The 20,879-nt window shown below is 53.3% G+C and carries 19 protein-coding genes; 8 read left to right on the top strand and 11 right to left on the bottom strand.

Translation table 11 applies throughout. From position 1 onward, the window contains the following. Positions 1 to 38 precede the first annotated feature (38 nt). The 7 genes from atpE to asnC all read right to left on the bottom strand — a co-directional run bounded on the left by atpE (position 39) and on the right by asnC (position 6,144). Positions 39 to 278 carry a F0F1 ATP synthase subunit C gene (atpE, locus tag K7H21_RS27860; RefSeq protein WP_000429386.1) on the bottom strand — a complete coding sequence of 80 codons (240 nt, stop codon included), beginning with the start codon at positions 276 to 278 and terminating at the stop codon, positions 39 to 41. 47 nt (positions 279 to 325) lie between these two features. Beyond that, the gene (gene atpB, locus K7H21_RS27855) at positions 326 to 1,141 is read right to left on the bottom strand and encodes a F0F1 ATP synthase subunit A (protein ID WP_004127037.1); all 816 of its coding nucleotides are present in this window, start codon (positions 1,139 to 1,141) and stop codon (positions 326 to 328) included. An 8-nt stretch (positions 1,142 to 1,149) separates the two neighbouring features. After that, positions 1,150 to 1,530, bottom strand: a complete 381-nt coding sequence (gene atpI / locus K7H21_RS27850) for a F0F1 ATP synthase subunit I (RefSeq protein WP_004127040.1) — start codon at positions 1,528 to 1,530, stop codon at positions 1,150 to 1,152. A gap of 616 nt (positions 1,531 to 2,146) precedes the next feature. Further along, a complete protein-coding gene (gene rsmG / locus K7H21_RS27845; protein ID WP_004127042.1) occupies positions 2,147 to 2,770 on the bottom strand; it encodes a 16S rRNA (guanine(527)-N(7))-methyltransferase RsmG in 624 nt (207 codons plus the stop codon). A gap of 112 nt (positions 2,771 to 2,882) precedes the next feature. Beyond that, positions 2,883 to 4,772, bottom strand: a complete 1,890-nt coding sequence (gene mnmG / locus K7H21_RS27840) for a tRNA uridine-5-carboxymethylaminomethyl(34) synthesis enzyme MnmG (protein ID WP_004127044.1) — start codon at positions 4,770 to 4,772, stop codon at positions 2,883 to 2,885. 381 nt (positions 4,773 to 5,153) lie between these two features. Next, positions 5,154 to 5,594, bottom strand: a complete 441-nt coding sequence (mioC, locus tag K7H21_RS27835) for an FMN-binding protein MioC (protein WP_004127045.1) — start codon at positions 5,592 to 5,594, stop codon at positions 5,154 to 5,156. A 91-nt stretch (positions 5,595 to 5,685) separates the two neighbouring features. Continuing rightward, positions 5,686 to 6,144 carry a transcriptional regulator AsnC gene (gene asnC / locus K7H21_RS27830; RefSeq protein WP_004107306.1) on the bottom strand — a complete coding sequence of 153 codons (459 nt, stop codon included), beginning with the start codon at positions 6,142 to 6,144 and terminating at the stop codon, positions 5,686 to 5,688. A 152-nt stretch (positions 6,145 to 6,296) separates the two neighbouring features. Here asnC and asnA point away from each other — a divergent pair, with 152 nt between their 5' ends. Next, positions 6,297 to 7,289, top strand: coding sequence for an aspartate--ammonia ligase (gene asnA, locus K7H21_RS27825; RefSeq protein WP_004127047.1), 993 nt, complete (start codon positions 6,297 to 6,299; stop codon positions 7,287 to 7,289). Positions 7,290 to 7,296: 7 nt separating this feature from the next. Here asnA and viaA read toward each other — a convergent pair whose 3' ends face one another. Continuing rightward, the gene (gene viaA, locus K7H21_RS27820; protein WP_004127049.1) at positions 7,297 to 8,745 is read right to left on the bottom strand and encodes an ATPase RavA stimulator ViaA; all 1,449 of its coding nucleotides are present in this window, start codon (positions 8,743 to 8,745) and stop codon (positions 7,297 to 7,299) included. Continuing rightward, positions 8,742 to 10,241 (bottom strand): ATPase RavA, encoded by a 1,500-nt coding sequence (gene ravA / locus K7H21_RS27815; RefSeq protein ID WP_004127051.1) that lies wholly within the window; start codon positions 10,239 to 10,241, stop codon positions 8,742 to 8,744. Before ravA ends, viaA begins: the two co-directional genes overlap by 4 nt. Positions 10,242 to 10,458: 217 nt before the next feature. Between ravA and kup the strand changes: the two genes are divergently transcribed. The 7 genes from kup (at position 10,459) to rbsR (ending at position 18,363) form a co-directional block, all read left to right on the top strand. Further along, positions 10,459 to 12,327 (top strand): low affinity potassium transporter Kup, encoded by a 1,869-nt coding sequence (gene kup, locus K7H21_RS27810; protein ID WP_004127053.1) that lies wholly within the window; start codon positions 10,459 to 10,461, stop codon positions 12,325 to 12,327. Positions 12,328 to 12,511: 184 nt separating this feature from the next. Beyond that, complete coding sequence (gene rbsD / locus K7H21_RS27805; RefSeq protein WP_004127055.1) at positions 12,512 to 12,931, top strand: D-ribose pyranase; 420 nt, start codon at positions 12,512 to 12,514, stop codon at positions 12,929 to 12,931. A gap of 10 nt (positions 12,932 to 12,941) precedes the next feature. Beyond that, positions 12,942 to 14,447 carry a ribose ABC transporter ATP-binding protein RbsA gene (gene rbsA, locus K7H21_RS27800; RefSeq protein ID WP_004127057.1) on the top strand — a complete coding sequence of 502 codons (1,506 nt, stop codon included), beginning with the start codon at positions 12,942 to 12,944 and terminating at the stop codon, positions 14,445 to 14,447. Between the two features lie 5 nt (positions 14,448 to 14,452). Continuing rightward, positions 14,453 to 15,418: a ribose ABC transporter permease gene (rbsC, locus tag K7H21_RS27795; protein ID WP_004127059.1), complete on the top strand. Its 966-nt coding sequence runs from the start codon at positions 14,453 to 14,455 to the stop codon at positions 15,416 to 15,418. A 27-nt stretch (positions 15,419 to 15,445) separates the two neighbouring features. Next, positions 15,446 to 16,336, top strand: a complete 891-nt coding sequence (rbsB, locus tag K7H21_RS27790) for a ribose ABC transporter substrate-binding protein RbsB (protein ID WP_004127061.1) — start codon at positions 15,446 to 15,448, stop codon at positions 16,334 to 16,336. A gap of 98 nt (positions 16,337 to 16,434) precedes the next feature. Next, positions 16,435 to 17,367, top strand: a complete 933-nt coding sequence (gene rbsK, locus K7H21_RS27785; RefSeq protein ID WP_162626102.1) for a ribokinase — start codon at positions 16,435 to 16,437, stop codon at positions 17,365 to 17,367. Between the two features lie 12 nt (positions 17,368 to 17,379). Further along, positions 17,380 to 18,363, top strand: a complete 984-nt coding sequence (rbsR, locus tag K7H21_RS27780; RefSeq protein ID WP_185910065.1) for a ribose operon transcriptional repressor RbsR — start codon at positions 17,380 to 17,382, stop codon at positions 18,361 to 18,363. On the opposite strand, the gene mdtD is transcribed toward rbsR, so the two are convergent. Next, positions 18,360 to 19,757, bottom strand: a complete 1,398-nt coding sequence (mdtD, locus tag K7H21_RS27775) for a multidrug transporter subunit MdtD (RefSeq protein ID WP_087828634.1) — start codon at positions 19,755 to 19,757, stop codon at positions 18,360 to 18,362. The genes rbsR and mdtD overlap by 4 nt on opposite strands. A gap of 3 nt (positions 19,758 to 19,760) precedes the next feature. Then, positions 19,761 to 20,471, bottom strand: coding sequence for a FadR/GntR family transcriptional regulator (locus K7H21_RS27770; protein WP_142469245.1), 711 nt, complete (start codon positions 20,469 to 20,471; stop codon positions 19,761 to 19,763). Positions 20,472 to 20,879 lie beyond the last annotated feature (408 nt).

The following is a 20,879-nucleotide window of genomic DNA, read 5'->3' as shown; positions in this document are numbered from 1 at the left end:
AAATAACTCTGTGGCTTAGGTTTCTTTCGAACAACTTACTACGCGACGGCGAACATCACGTACAGACCCAGACCTACAGCGATCATCGGGATAGCATCCACCAGACCCATAACGATAAAGAACTGAGTACGCAGCAGAGGAATCAGATCCGGTTGACGCGCTGCGCCTTCCAGGAATTTACCCCCGAGGATGCCGATACCGATCGCAGCACCGATTGCCGCCAGACCCATCATCACAGCGGCAGCCATGTACAGCAGATCCATATTCAGGTTTTCCATGACAGTCTCCAGTTTGTTTCAGTTAAAACGTAGTATGTTGGTAAAAATCAATGCTCTTCAGATGCCATCGACAGATAGACGATCGTCAGAACCATGAAGATGAAGGCTTGCAGCGTAATAATCAGGATGTGGAAAATGGCCCATGGCACATTCAGAATCCACTGTGACCACCACGGCAACAGGCCAGCAATCAGAATGAAAATCAGCTCACCGGCATACATGTTGCCGAACAGTCGCAGACCCAGTGATACAGGTTTTGACAGCAGGCTTACCCCTTCAAGGATTAAGTTGACAGGAATGAACGCCCAGTGATTGAACGGCTGCAGGGTCAGTTCTTTAACGAACCCGCCCACGCCTTTCATTTTGATGCTGTAGAAAAGAATCAGGATAAATACGCCAAGCGCCATCGACAGGGTGATGTTAACGTCAGCTGACGGCACCACGCGCAGAGCAGGCAGACCGAGAACGTGTTCGCCGATCCAAGGGATAAAGTCGATAGGCAGCAGATCCATCAGGTTCATCAGGAATACCCAGACGAACACGGTGAGGGCCAGCGGAGCAATGACCTTGCTCTTGCCATGATACATATCTTTGACGCTGCCATGGACGAAGCCGATGATCATCTCAATGAAGGTCTGGAATTTACCAGGTACGCCGGTTGTCGCCTTTTTAGCCACGCTGCGGAACATAAACAGGAATAACAGACCGAGCACCACTGAGAAAAACATGGAGTCAATGTTGAGCGTCCAGAAGGTGGCCGGGGGGTTGTGCGGATCCACCAGCGAGAATGTACGCAGGTCCAGCTGAAGGTTGTTCAGATGGTGGCCTATGTAATCCTGCGGCGTCATATTTTCTGAAGCCATGATGCCTTTTACCCTTTGTTGTTAATTACAGCTGGCGCCAGAACTTGTACCACCAGCACCAAAACCCACGTCACTATCAGCGGCAAAAATACCACTTTCAAAACCGCCAGCGCCACCGCCAGAAAGGCGAAGGTCAGCAACACCTTGAAGGCTTCACCGATGGCGAAGGACCAGGCCACTCGGCCTTTAGCTGGTGTATGCGCCTGATGACGCCAGGCAAAAATCATAAATATCATGTTTGGCAAAAGAACCGCCAAACCTCCACTCACCGCGGAGATGCCCCAGAAAGGGTCTTTGAGGCTGAACAGCAGTCCACTTGCTATTACTGCCAGTAACTGAATAAACAGAAGCTTACGAGCAACGTTTCGACTCAAGAGCGACACTGACATCACGTTTTTACTCCTGCTCCCTTCGAGGTATGTCGCGTGTCGTATAAAACGTCCTTTAAGACGAAGAGTCAAGCATCAAAAAGCGGACAAATTATACGGTGACGCCTCGTGATTTCAAACAATAAGTAGCAAAATAGTGAATAAATGTTTAATTATTTTCCGACAGACAACTTTTCATGCATTTCACCAATCTGTGAGCAGTCATGCAAAACTGCAAATACCGCGTAAAATCGGCAATTAAAGCGTGCATCAGATCACATAATAAACATTTTTCGCGAAATCGAATTAATTCTGTACATAAAACCCAATTTTTTATCCGTTTGATATTCAACATAAAAACCAGGTATTCTTTCTAAAACAATCCCATATACAATAAAAACCTTTTATTGACATTCATAATAAATATTTAACATCAGTATGAACGGCAAGCAGCGAGATTTTTAGCGTACTGATATTTTCAATGTTGACTATTCTGTTGGTAAAGCAATCGGGAAAAGTTAACGGAAAGAAAAACCATGGTAACTTCATGGTTAAAGACCGTCCGATAATACCCTGCCGTGACTTCTATTTTTGTAACATGCACGGCCCGTCTTTTTTTCACATTTTTTGATAAAAATTAAATCATTTTTGGCTGAATCACCACAAGGTGACGCTCCCCTTCCAGCTGAGGCACATGCAGTTCGACAACATCTTTAATGACGAACCCTTCCGGTAAATTTGCCATTTCATCTTCCTGCGCTAACCCTTTGAGCGCATAGAAGTGACCGTTCTCGGCGGGTAAATGATGGCACCAGCTCACCATGTCATTCAGCGACGCAAATGCGCGGCTAATGACGCCGTCAAACGGCGGCTCTGCCGGGAACTCTTCCACACGGCTTTGTACCGGGGTGACGTTATCCAGTTTTAGCTCATGCTGGACCTGGCGGAGGAAACGAACTCGCTTGCCAAGGCTGTCTAACAGGGTGAAGTGGGATTCAGGACGCACGATAGCCAGCGGGATCCCCGGCAGGCCAGGGCCCGTACCGACATCGATAAAACGCGTTCCTTTAAGGAATGGCGCAACAACAATGCTATCGAGGATGTGGCGTACCAGCATCTCGGCAGGATCGCGAACCGAGGTCAGGTTATAGGCCTTATTCCACTTATCCAGCATGCCAACGTAGCCGACAAGCTGGTTTTTCTGGTGATCGGTAAGTGAAATACCTGCTTCATCAAGCAGACGAGAAAGTTTGTTGAGCACGATCGGTACCTGTTTAAAACAATGAGCCCGGAGGCGATTCGCTAACCGGGCTGAGAAATTAACCTGGCGGACGTCAGATGCGTTATCCGCCAATGTATTGTTCAGTGGAAAATCAGGCGCTACGGCGCAGCATTCCCTGCTTCTTCAACCACACCAGCAAAATCGAGATTGCCGCAGGCGTAATGCCGGAAATACGCGATGCCTGTCCTATCGAAGACGGCTTATGGTCGTTCAACTTGGCAATGACCTCGTTCGACAACCCATTCACCTGGCGATAATCAAGCGTAGCGGGCAGCAACGTGTTCTCGTTGCGCTGTTGTTTCTCGATTTCATCCTGCTGGCGCGCGATGTAGCCTTCGTATTTTACCTGAATTTCAACCTGTTCAGCCGCTTGCTTATCCTCAAGACCCGGCGAGAACGGCGTCATCTGCACCAGCTGTTCGTAGGTCATTTCCGGACGACGGAGCAAATCTTCACCGTTAGCTTCACGGGATAAAGGCGCAGTCAGCTGAGCATTCACTTCCGCAGCGCTTTCCGCCAGCGGATTAACCCAGCTGGCTTTGAGGCGCTGGCGTTCACGTTCAATGCTTTCAAGCTTCTGGTTGAAGCGCGCCCAGCGTTCGTCATCCACCAGACCCAGTTCACGGCCTTGTTCGGTCAGGCGCAAATCGGCGTTGTCTTCACGCAGCATCAGGCGGTATTCCGCGCGTGAGGTAAACATGCGGTACGGTTCTTTGGTGCCAAGAGTACAGAGATCGTCCACCAGGACGCCAAGGTATGCCTGAGAGCGGCCGGGCGCCCATCCCTCTTTCTCGGAGGAGAAACGGGCGGCGTTCAGGCCGGCAAGCAGGCCCTGAGCGGCAGCTTCTTCATAACCGGTCGTGCCATTAATCTGGCCGGCAAAGAACAGGCCATGGATAAATTTACTTTCCAGCGTCGGTTTCAGGTCACGCGGGTCAAAGAAATCGTACTCAATAGCGTAGCCAGGACGAACGATTTTTGCATTTTCCATCCCCTGCATTGAGCGGACGATTTGCATCTGGACATCGAACGGCAGGCTGGTGGAGATACCGTTTGGATAAACCTCGTTGGACGTCAGTCCTTCCGGCTCGAGGAAGATCTGGTGCTGGTTGCGATCGGCAAAGCGCATGACCTTGTCTTCGATCGAAGGACAGTAGCGGGGGCCGATCCCTTCGATTACGCCGGCATACATCGGGCTACGATCGAGGTTATTACGGATCACGTCATGAGTTTTCTCGTTGGTATGCGTGACGTAGCACGGCACCTGACGCGGATGTTGAGAAGCATCCCCCATAAACGAGAAGACCGGCATCGGATTATCGCCGTGCTGCTGTGCCAGAACGCTAAAATCAATCGTCCTTGCGTCGATACGCGGCGGGGTACCGGTTTTCAGGCGGCTGACGCGCAGCGGCAGTTCACGCAAACGGCGGGACAGCGGGATCGAAGGAGGATCCCCTGCACGGCCGCCGCTGTAGTTATCGAGGCCAATATGGATCTTACCGTCGAGAAAGGTTCCGACGGTCAGTACTACCGCTTTGGCGCGGAATTTAAGCCCCATCTGGGTGACGGCACCGACAACACGATCGTTCTCAACAATCAGATCTTCCACCGCCTGCTGGAAGATCATTAAGTTGGGCTGGTTTTCTAGCGCGGTCCGTACGGCCTGCCGGTACAGCACTCGGTCTGCCTGAGCGCGAGTCGCCCGTACGGCAGGGCCTTTGCTGGCGTTTAGTATCCTAAACTGGATGCCTGCGTGGTCAATGGCCTTCGCCATCAGGCCGCCAAGCGCATCCACTTCTTTTACCAGGTGTCCTTTCCCAATGCCGCCAATCGCCGGGTTGCAGCTCATCTGCCCCAGCGTGTCGATATTGTGTGTCAAAAGCAGAGTCTGTTGACCCATTCGCGCTGCGGCCATCGCGGCCTCAGTGCCTGCATGACCCCCGCCAATGATGATGACGTCAAAAGGATCCTGATAAAACATGGTGGTATGCCTCGCATAAAGCGGTTTGAAAATAGATTGAAGCCCGGGCCGTGGATTCTACTCAACTTTAGCCTTTCGAGAAAGCGCCGGGATCCTGAGTATTAAAAAGAAGATCTTTTATTTAGAGATCTGTTTTATTGTGATCTCTTATTAGGATCGGCTTGTCTTGTGGATAAGTCAGATCCGCGGTTTAGGATCAACCGTTTAAGAAGGATCGCTTTCTGTGAATGATCGGTGATCCTGGTCCGTATAAGCTGGGATCAAAATGAAGGGTTATACACAGCACAAAAATCAGACAACGGTTATACTTTGGATAACTACCGGTTGATCCAAGCTTTTAAGCATAGTTATCCACAGAAGAAAGTATGATCTTTACAATTCTCAGAGCAAGTTTTTCCAGGATCCCAGCCAAATCTCGGCCGGATCTTCCGGAATTTCATGTTCGAGGACGTTAATTTTGAGCGTTTCACCGATCTGTTTTGCCCCGCAGGCTTTGAGCGCAGCCTCGAGCTTATCAATCGCTCCGCAGAAGGTATCGTATTCGCGGCTACCAATGCCGATTGCGCCAAAATGGACTGCAGAAAGATCGACCTGCTTCTCCTGAAGCGCTTCATAGAAAGGCAGAAGATTATCGGGAATGTCCCCGGCGCCATGCGTCGAAGAGATAACGAGCCAGATCCCCTGCGGCTGCAGATCTTCGATCAGCGGTCCGTGCAGGATAGTCGTGCTGTGACCAGCCTCTTCCAGCTTTTCCGCCAGATGTTCTGATACATATTCTGCGCTACCCAGCGTACTGCCGCTGATTAGAGTTATCTCTGCCATGATCGCCCGCTCCACTATTCAGAGTGGCGTATTGTACGCTGTGAGCGAGCTGGGATCTACCTGTGGAAAAATGTGGGATTAAAAAGCCCGATCATGGGCGGATGGTGCGCATAATCGGGTTTTGCAGGACGATCAGCGTTTCAGTGGACTGAATTTCATCAATTGTTTGGATCTTGTTGATAAGTACATGCTGGAGAGCGTCAATCGAACGGCACATCACTTTTATAAAGATGCTGTAGTGCCCGGTGGTGTAATACGCCTCGGTAACCTCATCCAGGCTGTTTAGCCTGGCCAGCGCCGAGGGGTAGTCTTTCGCGCTCTTCAGAATAATGCCGATAAAGCATCCCACATCGTAACCCAGCTGCTTGGGGCTCACGTCTATACGCGCGCCGGTAATAATTCCGGCCTGCTTCATTTTCTCTACGCGAACGTGGATGGTCCCCGGGCTGACGCCAAACTGTTTTGCCAGCTCAGCATAGGCGGTACGCGCGTTGGCCATGAGAGCCTCAAGGATGCCGCGGTCCAGATTGTCGATCTGATAATTTTCCATAGGATTTTCTTATGAAGTTTGACGAATATTTCTATTTTAGCCTCAAATTTTAATGAATCAAAATCGATGTAGGCTTTTTGTTGTTGGATTATTGAATTGCAGCGCTGTTTTGTTGCTTAATCAATGGCAACAGGACGCAGGAGTTATAAAAAATGAAAACCGCATACATCGCAAAACAACGCCAGATTAGTTTCGTTAAGTCACACTTTTCCCGCCAGCTTGAAGAGAAGCTCGGCCTGATAGAAGTCCAGGCGCCGATCTTAAGCCGCGTGGGCGATGGGACGCAGGATAACCTCTCTGGTTGCGAAAAAGCGGTTCAGGTCAAAGTGAAAACACTGCCTGACGCCCAGTTCGAAGTGGTTCACTCGCTGGCGAAGTGGAAGCGTCAAACCCTGGGACAACACGACTTCAGCGCGGGCGAAGGGCTGTACACGCACATGAAGGCCCTTCGCCCCGATGAAGACCGGTTAACCGCCATCCATTCCGTCTACGTTGACCAGTGGGACTGGGAGCGCGTAATGGGGGATGAAGAACGCCATTGCGGCACGCTGAAAGCAACCGTTGAAGCGATCTATGCTGGGATCAAAGCCACCGAGGATGCAGTCAGTAAAGAGTTTGGCCTCACGCCGTTCTTGCCGGAGAAGATCCACTTTGTTCACAGCCAGGAGCTTTTAAGCCGTTATCCGGATCTCGATGCCAAGGGCCGCGAGAGGGCAATCGCAAAAGAGCTGGGCGCGGTATTTCTGATCGGTATCGGCGGTAAGCTTTCTGATGGCCAGCGCCACGACGTTCGCGCGCCTGATTACGATGACTGGAGTACGCTTGCCGCTGAAGGCTATGCGGGCCTGAACGGCGACATTCTGGTATGGAACCCGGTTCTGGAAGATGCATTCGAACTCTCTTCAATGGGGATCCGCGTGGATGCCGAAGCGCTGAAGCGTCAGCTGGCGATAACCGGTGATGAAGATCGCCTGAAGCTGGAATGGCACCAGGCGCTGCTACGCGGGGAGATGCCGCAGACTATCGGCGGCGGCATTGGCCAGTCACGCCTGACGATGCTGCTTCTGCAGTTGGATCACATCGGCCAGGTGCAGTGCGGCGTGTGGCCAACGCAGGTTCGTCAAAGCGTTGCTGCTCTTCTTTAATCAGTGATTAACGCCGCCAGCGTCGCAGCAGGCGGCTACGCAACCCGGTATCAAAGCGCCAGATATGATCGAAAACGCGCATAATGCCGGGCTTACCGTGTACCGACATCGCCACCGCATGAAAACGATGTTGATGTTTATGCTGTAGCTCTCCCACCTTATTGATCACCTCATCCGGCAGGCGCTGGGCGATAAAATCGGAAATCACCACCGCATCAGCATCGACCCACTGCGGATTCTGCATACGCTCAATCACCGCCCGGAAGCAGCTGGCCAGATCGGTGCCGCCGCGAAAGCGCTGACTTAAGAAACGAATCGCCTGCTCCAGCCCCTGCGGGCCGGTGAGTTCGTAGTGCACCACTTCGCTGGAAAACAGCATAATGAAGCAGCGGCGGTTATCCGCCAGAGCGACCCGCATCAACGCCAGACAAAACGCCTTGGCGCACTGTTCATTGAACCCCCCCATTGAGCCGGAAGTATCGACGCAGACAATAAACGGCCCGCGCGGCTGTTCGTCAACGTCCTGGCGCGTGACCGGCCGTTCGGTGATCTTTTCCTTCCACGCATCGCCGTGTAGCCGATAGGTCAGCAGCTGCTTTTCAACCAGCTTGCGGTAGAACTCAAACTCCAGCTCGGTAATGCCGAGGGTGGCCAGCTCTGGCGGCAGCAGACGCAGAATATCGTCGCTCTGCTGAAGCCCGTCGACCTGCTCCGGCACGGTGGCCGGTTCGCGCACCAGGCTGCGAAAGGTCTCCATCGGCGCATCTTTTTTCGGCACCGCTTTCGCTTCACGCGAGCGTCCCAGCTGTTCGGCTAGCTGCATGAGCTCAGGTTGTTGAGATAAAAAATCCCCGTAGCGAACGATCAGCTGATAATCGCCGCGCTTCAGCTCTCCGGCACTCATGTCCCACAGATGCCCAGCAGCATTGTCATTTTCCACCAGTACCGGCTCCAGCTGGCCGCTAAGGGTCATGCGCTCCTGAACTTCGCTCAGCAGCTGATCGCGCTCTTCATCCAGCAGCTGCTGATTAAGAGAGGTAGCCTGCACCACCAGGCTCAGGCGCCAGCGCTGGAGGAATAATGTGTGCAGCGCTGGCGTAAAGGTACTGTTGTCATCCACCAGCTGCTGCGCCTGACTGGCGAACGGGGAGTGGAGCTTATGCAGCTGGCTCAGAATTTGCGGAAGCTGGACGATAAACTGCGAGGTGGAAAGCCGTTGTGACTGCTGATAGCACTGAACTTCCGCATCCAGCTCGGGCGGGACGTTGGTCTCTTTTAGCCGCGATCTCACCGCTTCCCGCCAGCGAGGGATGTCGGCGGCGATAATATTTTTGAGCCGCGGGAATTTTTCAAAGAATACCGCTAGCTGAGGCGCCGCCAGCAGCGCCAGCAGCATCTCATCGATCATGCCCTCTTCGCCGACTGCCAGCATGACATTCAGCATGTCCAGGGTCATGACTGGCGGGCCTGTTTAATCTGCGCGCCGACGTCCTGAAGACTGGCTTCAATACGCCCCAGCCACTCGCCGGGGATAAACAGACATTTTTGCTGTTCGCTAAAGCGGTTATGTTGCTGATGCCATTCGTCGTCCAGCGCCTCCAGCTGTTGCCGGATTTCGGCCGGCATATTTTCCCGTGATTCGCTACCGGGCAGGGAGAGCCGCGATCCCTGTAAGCTGACGTCGCGCACGACAAGGTGCTGGCTGGTATCGACATCCATATTCAGCTGCTGGGCAAAACCAATACCGTTGAGCTTGCCGCGGATCTCACCGCCTTTCTCCAGCCAATGAGCGAGCTCTTCACGAACGAACGTAATATGAATGACTTCCAGATCGTGCAGTTTGAGCGGCTGCTGGAGAAGCAGCGTTAGCGTGGGGTCCTGCACTTCAGCAGGCAGTTCATAATGAGGTTTCCGGCTGAACATCCCGCCGAGACGGGTGACTTTTAGCGCGGTCTTATCGCTTTGCTGCTGTTGAAGCTGAATGCGCCGCTGGACTATCGACCCCAGTCGAGTGAGCATCGCCTGCTGCTGCCAGGCGTGGCTGGTCATTAAGGTCTCCAGTTGCGCGGACATCAGGTTCATTGTCTCAACGTTGTGCCACAGGCAATCCTTCAGCAGGATCAGGTCTATTGGCGCAATGGTGTCGCGACCGCTGAAAAAGGCGCTGGCCTGCAGCAGACGAATCGCTTTTTTCCAGCGACGATCTGAGACGTAGGGCGCGTTCGGCAGCGTATCTAGCTGCTGGCGCAGCTGGAATATGAGTTCAAACACGCTGTCCGGTAGCTTCACGTTGCCGATATCCTGCTGCCATTGCAGGAACTCCTCGTCGCTGACCTGCAAATTCGCCGGGACTGGATTACTGTTCTCGTCCTGCTGGCTTACCAGCATTGAGCGGAAGTTAGTTTTATCCTGTACCTTGTCCAGCCATAACCGGATAAGCATACGGTCGTATAAGGCTTCCAGGCTGTTGTCCGCCTCCGGGAGTTCGTTTGACGCCGCCACCAGCAGGCGCATGGGGATTTTCTCTTCGGTCGCCCCGTTACGGAAATGGCGTTCGTTTATCGCCGTCAGTAGCGTATTGAGAATCGCCGGGCCCGCTTTCCAGATCTCATCGAGAAAAACAATTTCGGCTTCCGGAAGATAGCCGGCGGTCAAACGCTCATAGCGCCCTTCATCTTTCAGCGCCTGAATGGAGAGTGGGCCAAAGACTTCTTCCGGCGTGGAGAAACGGGTCATCAGGTATTCAAATGCGCGAGCCTGCTGAAAGGCGAACTTGAGGCGACGGGCAATCAGGCTTTTGGCGATCCCCGGCGGGCCCAGCAGAAAAACGCTCTCGCCGCTGAGGGCGGCAAGCAGGCAAAGGCGTATTGCGTGGCTGCGTTCGAAGAGTCCTTTTTCCAGCGCGGCGCTGAGCCGGGAAATTCTTTCTGCCAGTAAATGTGATTGAGCCATAATAGAGTTGCGTGCTTTTTAGAATGTCGTTGTTAGGTCGAGTATAGATGTTTGATTAGGGGTGGTAATAGCCTGAAGAATCGATTTATTTTCTTTGAGTCAGGTTAAGATGATGTCAGTTAGGGGTACGATTCAGCAAATAATCGTGCATACTGTGCGCTTTTTGTGGGCCAAGGGACTAGGCACACATTTGTTTTATAAACGAAAAGACTAGTCTATGAGCACTGATAATAAGCAATCGCTGCCGGCAATAACGCTGGCGGCAATCGGCGTGGTATACGGCGATATCGGCACCAGCCCACTGTATACACTTCGTGAATGTCTGTCAGGCCAGTTTGGCTTTGGCGTTGAGCGTGATGCTGTTTTTGGCTTCCTGTCGCTCATTTTCTGGCTATTAATTTTTACCGTATCGCTCAAGTACATCACATTCGTGATGCGGGCAGATAACGCCGGTGAAGGTGGCATCCTGACGTTAATGTCGCTGGCGGGGCGTAATACCTCCGCACGTGCGACATCCGTACTGGTGATCCTTGGGCTTATCGGCGGCAGCTTCTTTTATGGCGAGGTGGTGATTACGCCTGCCATCTCGGTGATGTCGGCGATAGAGGGGCTGGAAATTATCGCTCCCGACCTGGATACTTGGGTTGTGCCCATCTCCATTATTGTTCTGACGCTATTATTCGCCATTCAAAAGCACGGTACCAGCATGGTGGGCAAGCTGTTCGCGCCAATTATGCTGATCTGGTTCTTGCTACTGGCGGTGCTGGGGGCACGCAGTATCTTCGCTAATCCGGAGGTGCTGCAGGCGCTGAACCCGTATTGGGCGGTTCATTTCTTCCTTGAATATAAAACCGTTTCGTTTGTGGCGCTGGGGGCGGTGGTGCTGTCAATCACCGGCGTGGAAGCGCTGTATGCCGATATGGGGCATTTCGGTAAATTACCTATTCGTCTGGCCTGGTTTTCGGTGGTATTGCCTTCGCTGGTGCTGAACTACTTTGGCCAAGGGGCGCTGCTGCTCAAACACCCGGAAGCAATTAAAAACCCGTTCTTTCTGCTGGCCCCGGAGTGGGCGCTGATTCCGATGCTGATTATTGCCGCCCTGGCGACGGTTATCGCTTCCCAGGCGGTTATCTCCGGCGTCTTCTCCCTGACTCGTCAGGCGGTGCGTCTGGGATACCTGTCGCCAATGCGTATTATTCATACCTCGGAAATGGAGTCCGGGCAGATTTACATCCCGTTCATCAACTGGCTGCTGTATATCTCGGTGGTTATCGTGATTGTTAACTTTGAGCACTCTTCGAATCTGGCGGCGGCATACGGTATTGCGGTGACGGGAACGATGGTGCTGACCACTATTCTGTTCACGACCGTGGCGCGTCAAAACTGGCACTGGAATAAGTTCGTAGTGGCCCTGCTGCTGGTTGCCTTTATGTGCATTGATATCCCGCTCTTCTCTGCGAACCTCGATAAAATCGTCTCCGGCGGCTGGCTGCCTCTGACCCTCGGTCTGGTGATGTTTACCATCATGACGACCTGGAAGAGCGAGCGTTTCCGCCTTCTGCGTCGGATGCATGAGCACGGTAACTCTCTGGAGGCGATGATCTCTTCTCTTGAAAAATCGCCGCCGGTTCGTGTGCCGGGTACCGCTGTTTATATGTCTCGGGCGCTGAACGTGATTCCTTTCGCGCTGTTGCACAACCTGAAGCATAACAAGGTGCTGCACGAGCGGGTGATTTTGCTCACGCTGCGTACCGAAGACGCGCCGTACGTACATAACGTTCGTCGCGTGCAGATTGAACAGATATCGCCATCGTTCTGGCGCGTCGTTGCCAGCTACGGCTGGCGCGAAACGCCGAATGTCGAAGAGGTTTTCCACCGCTGCGGGCTGGAAGGTCTGAGCTGCCGGATGATGGAGACCTCCTTCTTTATGTCGCATGAGTCGTTGATCATCGGCAAGCGGCCATGGTATCTGCGCCTGCGCGGCAAGCTGTATCTGCTGCTGCAGCGCAACGCCCTGCGAGCGCCGGACCAGTTCGAAATCCCGCCTAACCGGGTTATTGAGCTCGGCACTCAGGTTGAGATCTGATTCGCTAAGGCCCCTCTTGACGAAGGGCTTTTTTGTTTTATCTACTCACTTCGGACTTTCTCGCTTCTGCGTTGCGAAACGTTTCGATGACGATCACAATTCTCACATCTGGTGATGGTTTTCTGTTCTCTTATTGCTAATACTAATACCAGCGAAACGTTTCGCTAGTGGAGCAAAAGAGAAAATGAAAAAAGGTACCGTCCTCAATGCTGATATTTCGTCAGTTATCTCCCGTCTGGGTCATACCGATACGCTGGTGGTTTGCGACGCTGGTTTACCGGTTCCCCGCAGCAGCGCACGTATTGATATGGCGTTAACCCACGGGGTGCCCTCCTTTATGCAGGTTCTGGAGGTGGTGACGAGCGAAATGCAGGTTGAAGCGGCTATCCTCGCGGAAGAGATTAAAACTCTTAATCCGCAGCTCCACGCGACGTTGCTCAATCACCTTGAGCAGCTGCAGCAGCACCAGGGAAACACTATTGAAATTCGTTACACCAGTCATGAGCAGTTTAAAAAAGAAACCGCAGACAGTCAGGCGGTGATTCGCAGCGGGGAGTGTTCCCCGTATGCGAACGTTATTCTCTGTGCCGGCGTGACGTTCTGAGGTCGCCGATATGGAAGCGTTATTGCAATTAAAAGGGATCGATAAAGCGTTCCCTGGCGTCAAGGCGCTCTCCGGCGCCTCGCTAAATGTCTATCCGGGCCGCGTGATGGCGCTGGTCGGCGAGAACGGTGCCGGCAAGTCCACCATGATGAAGGTGCTGACCGGTATTTACTCCCGCGATGCCGGTTCGCTGCTGTGGCTGGGGAAAGAAACCACCTTCAACGGACCCAAATCTTCTCAGGAAGCCGGAATCGGCATCATCCACCAGGAGCTCAACCTGATCCCGCAACTGACGATCGCCGAGAACATTTTCCTTGGTCGTGAGTTTGTGAATCGCTTTGGCAAAATTGACTGGAAGATGATGTACGCCGAAGCCGATAAGCTGCTGGCAAAGCTGAATCTACGTTTTAATAGCCAGAAGCTGGTGGGCGATTTGTCGATCGGCGATCAGCAGATGGTCGAGATCGCTAAAGTACTGAGCTTTGAGTCGAAGGTCATCATTATGGATGAACCCACCGACGCGCTAACCGATACTGAGACCGAATCCCTGTTCCGCGTGATCCGCGAACTGAAATCGCAGGGGCGCGGTATTGTCTATATCTCTCACCGTATGAAAGAGATCTTCGAGATTTGCGATGACGTCACGGTATTTCGCGATGGGCAGTTTATCGCCGAGCGCGAAGTGGCCAGCCTGGATGAAGATCTGCTTATTGAGATGATGGTCGGCCGCAAGCTGGAGGATCAGTATCCGCGTCTGGACAAAGCCCCGGGTGAGGTTCGCCTTAAGGTCGACAACCTGTGCGGCTCAGGCGTGGAGAATATCTCCTTTATTCTGCGCCAGGGTGAAATTCTCGGCGTCGCCGGGCTGATGGGCGCCGGTCGCACCGAACTGATGAAGGTGCTGTACGGTGCGCTGCCGCGCAGCAGCGGCTCGGTGACTCTTGATGGGCGCGAAGTTGTCGCTCGTTCTCCGCAGGATGGCCTGGCCAACGGCATTGTTTACATCTCTGAAGACCGCAAGCGCGATGGTTTAGTGCTCGGCATGTCGGTTAAAGAGAATATGTCGCTAACCGCGCTGCGTTACTTCAGCCGCGGCGGCGGTAGCCTAAAGCATAAAGATGAACAGCAGGCGGTAGGTGATTTTATCCGCCTGTTTAATGTGAAAACGCCGTCGATGGAGCAGGCTATTGGGCTGCTTTCGGGCGGTAACCAGCAGAAGGTGGCGATCGCCCGCGGGTTAATGACTCGTCCGAAAGTGTTGATCCTTGATGAACCGACCCGCGGCGTCGACGTTGGTGCGAAGAAAGAGATCTACCAGCTGATTAACCAGTTTAAAGCCGAAGGCCTGAGCATCATTCTGGTCTCTTCGGAGATGCCGGAAGTGCTGGGCATGAGCGATCGCATCATGGTGATGCATGAAGGGCATCTCGGCGGTGAATTCACACGCGAGCAGGCCACCCAGGAAGTATTGATGGCTGCCGCTGTGGGCAAGCTTAACCGTGTGAATCAGGAGTAAAAAAGATGAATAACCCGGCTGTTTCTGGTCGTCGCTACTTCACAAAAGCGTGGCTGATGGAGCAAAAATCGCTGATAGCCCTGCTGGTGCTGATTGCGATTGTTTCGACCATGAGCCCCAACTTTTTTACCGTGAATAACTTGTTCAATATCCTGCAACAAACTTCAGTTAACGCCATTATGGCGGTAGGGATGACGCTGGTTATCCTGACGTCGGGCATCGACCTGTCCGTCGGTTCCCTGCTGGCGCTGACCGGCGCGGTCGCTGCGTCGATTGTCGGAATTGAGGTTAACGCGCTGGTGGCCGTAGCCGCTGCGCTGGCGTTAGGGGCGGCAATTGGCGCCGTTACCGGCGTGATTGTGGCGAAAGGGCGCGTCCAGGCATTTATCGCTACGCTGGTGATGATGCTGCTGCTGCGCGGCGTGACGATGGTGTATACCAACGGTAGCCCGGTGAATACCGGTTTTACCGATAATGCCGATCTGTTTGGCTGGTTCGGGATTGGTCGTCCGCTGGGGATCCCAACGCCGGTGTGGATTATGGCGTTTGTCTTCCTGGCCGCCTGGTACATGCTGCACCATACCCGTCTGGGCCGTTATATCTACGCCCTCGGCGGTAACGAGGCGGCAACGCGTCTTTCCGGCATCAGCGTGAATAAAGTTAAGATCATCGTCTATTCTTTGTGCGGCATGCTGGCCTCGCTGGCCGGTATTATTGAGGTCGCGCGTCTCTCCTCCGCGCAGCCGACGGCGGGCACCGGATATGAACTGGATGCAATTGCGGCGGTGGTGCTGGGTGGTACCAGCCTCGCGGGCGGTAAAGGGCGTATTGTCGGCACGTTGATTGGTGCGTTGATCCTTGGCTTTCTGAACAACGGACTGAATTTATTAGGTGTTTCATCCTATTACCAGATGATCGTGAAAGCGGTGGTTATTTTGCTGGCGGTACTGGTAGATAACAAGAAGCAGTAACTGAGAACTCTACAGGACATCTTAACTATGAATATGAAAAAACTGGCGACCCTGGTCTCTGCTGTAGCGCTAAGTGCGACCGTAAGTGCAAACGCGATGGCAAAAGACACTATCGCTCTGGTTATCTCAACCCTTAACAACCCGTTCTTTGTCTCTCTGAAAGAGGGTGCGCAAAAAGAAGCGGATAAACTTGGCTATAACCTGGTGGTTCTGGATTCACAGAACAACCCGGCAAAAGAGTTGGCTAACGTTCAGGATTTAACCGTCCGTGGCACCAAACTGCTGCTGATCAACCCAACGGATTCCGATGCGGTTGGTAATGCCGTGAAGCTGGCTAACCAGGCGAAAATTCCGGTTATCACCCTTGATCGTCAGGCATCAAAAGGTGACGTAGTTAGTCATATCGCGTCTGATAACGTGCTGGGCGGAAAAATGGCCGGTGACTTTATCGCCAAAAAAGTCGGCGAAAGCGCGAAGATCATTGAACTACAGGGCATTGCGGGGACATCCGCGGCGCGCGAGCGTGGCGAAGGTTTTCAGCAGGCCGTGGCTGCACATAAGTTTAACGTGTTGGCCAGCCAACCGGCAGATTTTGACCGCACTAAGGGCCTGAACGTCATGCAGAACCTGCTGACCGCACATCCGGATGTACAGGCGGTATTTGCCCAGAATGATGAAATGGCGCTGGGCGCGCTGCGTGCGCTGCAAACGGCGGGCAAATCTGATGTGATGGTTGTTGGATTTGATGGCACTCCGGATGGCGAAAAAGCGGTAAATAGTGGCAAACTGGCAGCGACCATCGCCCAGTTACCGGAGCAGATCGGCGTGAAAGGCGTTGAGACAGCCGATAAAGTGCTGAAGGGCGAAAAAGTGGAAACCAGCTATCCGGTTGAGTTGAAACTGGTCATTAAGCAATAATGTGCGATTCGGATCGGCGACGGTCCGAGGGACAACATAATAAAGAAAAGCAGGGCATGCGCCACCGGATTCCGGTGGCGCGCTTTCCGGGAATATTGATTATGAAAACCGCAGGCAAACTTGTCGTCCTTGGCAGTATCAACGCCGATCACATCCTTAATCTCGACGCCTTCCCTACGCCCGGTGAAACTGTCACCGGTCATCATTATCAGGTCGCTTTCGGCGGTAAGGGGGCAAACCAGGCGGTTGCCGCCGGACGCAGCGGGGCAAATATCTCCTTTATCGCCTGTACCGGCGATGACGATATTGGCGAACGCGTTCGTCGTCAGCTGGACAGCGATAATATCGACGTCGCGCCGGTCAGGGCCGTTTCCGGAGAATCAACTGGCGTGGCGCTGATTTTTGTCAACGCTGAAGGTGAAAACACCATCGGTATTCACGCCGGTGCTAATGCCGCGCTCTGCGTTGCGCAGGTTGATGCGGAAAAAGAGCGTATTGCCAGCGCGCAGGCGCTGCTGATGCAGCTGGAATCACCGCTGGAAAGCGTACTGGCGGCGGCGAAAATTGCTCACCAAAATCAAACCTCGGTCATACTCAATCCTGCTCCGGCGCGTGAATTGCCGGATGAACTGTTAATGCTGGTGGATATCATTACCCCTAACGAGACCGAAGCGGAAAAGCTCACCGGCGTGCGCGTGGAAAACGACGAGGATGCGGCAAAAGCCGCTAAAGTGCTCCATGATAAAGGTATTGGTACGGTGATCATTACGCTTGGCAGCCGTGGTGTATGGGCCAGCAGCGAAGGTAACGGTCGTCGGGTTCCGGGATTTAAAGTGCAGGCGGTTGACACCATTGCCGCTGGCGATACCTTTAATGGCGCGCTGGTCACCGCGCTGCTTGAAGGTCGCGAACTGGCGGAGGCAATTCGTTTTGCCCATGCAGCTGCGGCTATCGCCGTCACCCGAAAAGGGGCTCAGCCCTCCGTGCCCTGGCGAAAAGAAATAGACGAATTTTTACGTCAACAGGGGTAACGCTTGGCCACCATGAAGGATGTAGCCCGCATCGCGGGCGTTTCCACTTCGACGGTTTCTCATGTCATTAACAAAGACCGTTTCGTTAGCGAAGCGATTACCGCTAAAGTCGACGCTGCGATTAAAAGCCTGAACTACGCGCCGTCCGCGCTGGCGCGTAGTCTCAAATTAAATCAAACCCGCACTATAGGTATGCTCATTACCGCCAGTACCAATCCGTTTTATTCGGAGCTGGTACGCGGCGTGGAGCGCAGCTGCTTCGAGCGGGGTTATAGCCTGGTGCTGTGTAATACCGAAGGCGATGAGCAGCGCATGAACCGTAATCTGGAGACGCTGATGCAAAAGCGCGTCGATGGTTTACTGTTGCTGTGCACTGAAACGCATCAACCTTCGCCGGAGATCATGCAGCGTTACCCTTCTGTTCCGACGGTGATGATGGACTGGGCGCCGTTCGACGGCGATAGCGATCTGATTCAGGATAACTCTCTGCTGGGTGGCGATATGGCGACGAAGTATCTGATCGACCAGGGCTACACGCGAATTGCCTGTATTGCGGGTCCGTTGGATAAAACGCCTGCCCGGCTGCGCCTGGAGGGGTATCATTCAGCGATGGCTCGGGCCGGACTCACGGTACCTGAAGGCTATGTGATTAGCAGCGATTTTGAGTTTGGCGGCGGATTTAGCGCCATGCAGAAGCTGCTGACCCTATCAACGCTGCCGCAGGCGGTGTTTATCGGTAACGATGCGATGGCGGTGGGCGCCTACCAGGCCCTTTATCAGGGCGGTCTGCGCATCCCTCAGGATATGGCGCTGGTGGGTTATGACGATATTGAACTGGCGCGCTATATGACGCCGCCGTTAACCACAATTCATCAACCGAAAGATGAACTGGGCGAGCTGGCCATCGATGTGCTGATTCACCGCATGGCCGATCCTGGGCAAAAACAGCAACGCGTACAGTTAACCCCCGAGCTAGTGGTTCGCGGTTCAGCTTAACGCTTGTGCCGCTCCTTAATCAGGTTGCGGCCATCTTTTGCTCTTAATAAGGTAAATACCAGCGCCGATACCACGGTGATTGCCCCCATGGTAATAAAGGTGTAGTGGAACTGCTCAATGGTATTTGCGCTATCGAATCCTTCATAAAACCGCAGCACCGCCGCGCTAACGGCGACCCCAAGACTAATAGAAAGCTGCTGAGTAACAGCCAGCATGCTGTTGCCGCTGCTGGCATTGTCATCCGTTAAATCGGCGAGCGTGATGGTGTTCATTGAGGTGAACTGAGTGGACATCGCCATTCCCAAAACGAATAGCGGCAGCAGCAGCATCCAGATTGACATATCCGGAGTTTGCAGCGAAAACTGAGCGATCATCAGGCCGATAAATATCGTGACCCCGACCAGCGTTTTACGATAACCAAACCAGCGAAGTATCTGGGTGACGGTTGATTTCGCAATAATCGAACCAATAGCCGTAGGCGCTATCATGCATCCGGCGATAATCGCCGGATAACCGAAGCCAACCTGTAACATCAGCGGCATCAGGAACGGAACGCAACCGGTACCCAGGCGCGTGGCCAGGTTCCCCGCGATCCCGACAGAGAAGGTATGCGTCTTAAATAAAGAAAGTGAAATGAGCGGCGTGGGATGACGGCGAGCGTGGCGAATATAGGCCCACAGTAAAATGATGCTCAGAGCGATAACGGCCAAAGCCATCCATGTGGCGACAATTTTCTCGCCAAACAGCTCGATTCCGCTGGAGAACAGCACCAGGCTCAGGCCAAACAGTATAAAACCGAGCGTGTCGAAGCGGCGACGGGGCGTGGTGAAATCCGGCATATATTTGCGGGCATACACGATCCCGATAATGCCGATGGGAATATTAATCAGGAAAATCCAATGCCAGCTAGCCCAGGTGACCAAAACGCCGCCGAGTACGGGGCCAAGAATGGGGCCAACCAGCCCAGGCATCGTGACGAAGTTGAGTACCGGCAGCAGTTCGCTGCGCGGATAGGCACGCAGTAACGCCAGCCTCGCTACTGGCATCATCATTGCCCCGCCGATTCCCTGAATGACGCGGAAAATAACCAGTTCCATCAGCGAGTTTGACAGGGCGCAGGCAAGAGAACCGAGTGTGAACAGGCTGACGGCGATGATAAATACTTTCCGCGTGCCGAAACGGTCGGCCAGCCAACCACTGACCGGAATAAGCATAGCCACCGTCAGCGTATAGCTGATGATGGCCGATTGCATCGCTAGCGGTGAACGGTTGAGACTATGGGCGATAGCGGGAAGGGCTGTATTCAGAATGGTGGCGTCGAGCGCCTGCATAAAAAAAGCCATCGCTGCGATCCATGGCAGCCCGGCCATACTGCGGCCTTTCTTTTTGGTCATTCGTTACCCTTGCGATTTGTCGGAATGATTGGGGGCACTCAGCAACGCCTGGCAGGCGTTAAGCGCTCGCGAGCCGTCGCTATCCAGAATGGCATCAACGATTGCCTGATGCAGATCCAGCTTCACCACTTCATTTTGAGTAATTGATGTGAAGTAGGTGTGATAGACCGAATGAAATAAAGAGGCGAAAGAGATCAGGAAAGGGTTGCCGCTCATTTCATATATATGTTCATGCCAGGCCATATCGACTTCAATCCAGCGCTCGCGCTGAAAGTTCCTCTTTAGCTCAATCATCTCCTCCATCAAGGCGTTAAGCTGGGCTTTTTGCTCCGGCGTGCCTGACGTTGACGCCAGAAAACAGGCTTGAGGTTCCAGACTGCCGCGCATCACGAGGAAATGGCTGACAACATCGGAGAAGTTATCTTCTGTTAACCACCAGGCCAGGAGTTCTTTATCGAGAAAGTTCCAGCTGCTGCGTGGCATCACCCGCGTTCCGATGCGCGGTCGTGGTAAAAGCATGCCTTTTGCCGCTAGCGTCTTCACCGCTTCACGCACGGCGGTGCGGCTCACGCCAAACTGCTCGCCCAGTTCCATCTCGCCTGGAAGGATACTTTCTGGCTGATATTCACCGGTCAAAATTTTTTGAGCCAGCTTCTCCGCTAATACCCAGGATATATTCTTTTGTGCCGCCAACTGCTGTGCGCTTAAAGACATACAATGCCGTTCCTTTCTCTTTTTTACCTTACCAGTATGCCATCTGACGGCTTGCTTCGTTGGTTAAAACGGCAAAACGCCGGTTTTTTGCTACATCACGCGCCGTAATGATGAAAAAAGAGGCGGTTGAAAAGTTTTTTGCATTTAGCCCTTGTCACTTCAGAATTACTCCCTATAATGCGCCTCCACTGACACGGAACAACGGCACGTAAGCCGCCGGGTCAACGGGATTCAGCGATGAATGCCGGCAGAGAAAAGCGAAATTAAACGCTTGACTCTGAAAGAGGAAAGCGTAATATACGCCACCTCGCAACGGTGAGCGAAAGCCGCGTTGCACTGCTCTTTAACAATTTATCAGACAATCTGTGTGGGCACTCAAAGTGACATGGATTCTTAACGTCCTCGGAC

This window comes from Klebsiella sp. CTHL.F3a (assembly GCF_019890895.1).
In the GTDB taxonomy this organism is placed as follows: Bacteria; Pseudomonadota; Gammaproteobacteria; order Enterobacterales; family Enterobacteriaceae; genus Klebsiella; species Klebsiella grimontii.
This window is presented reverse-complemented; position numbering and strand designations above follow the sequence as displayed.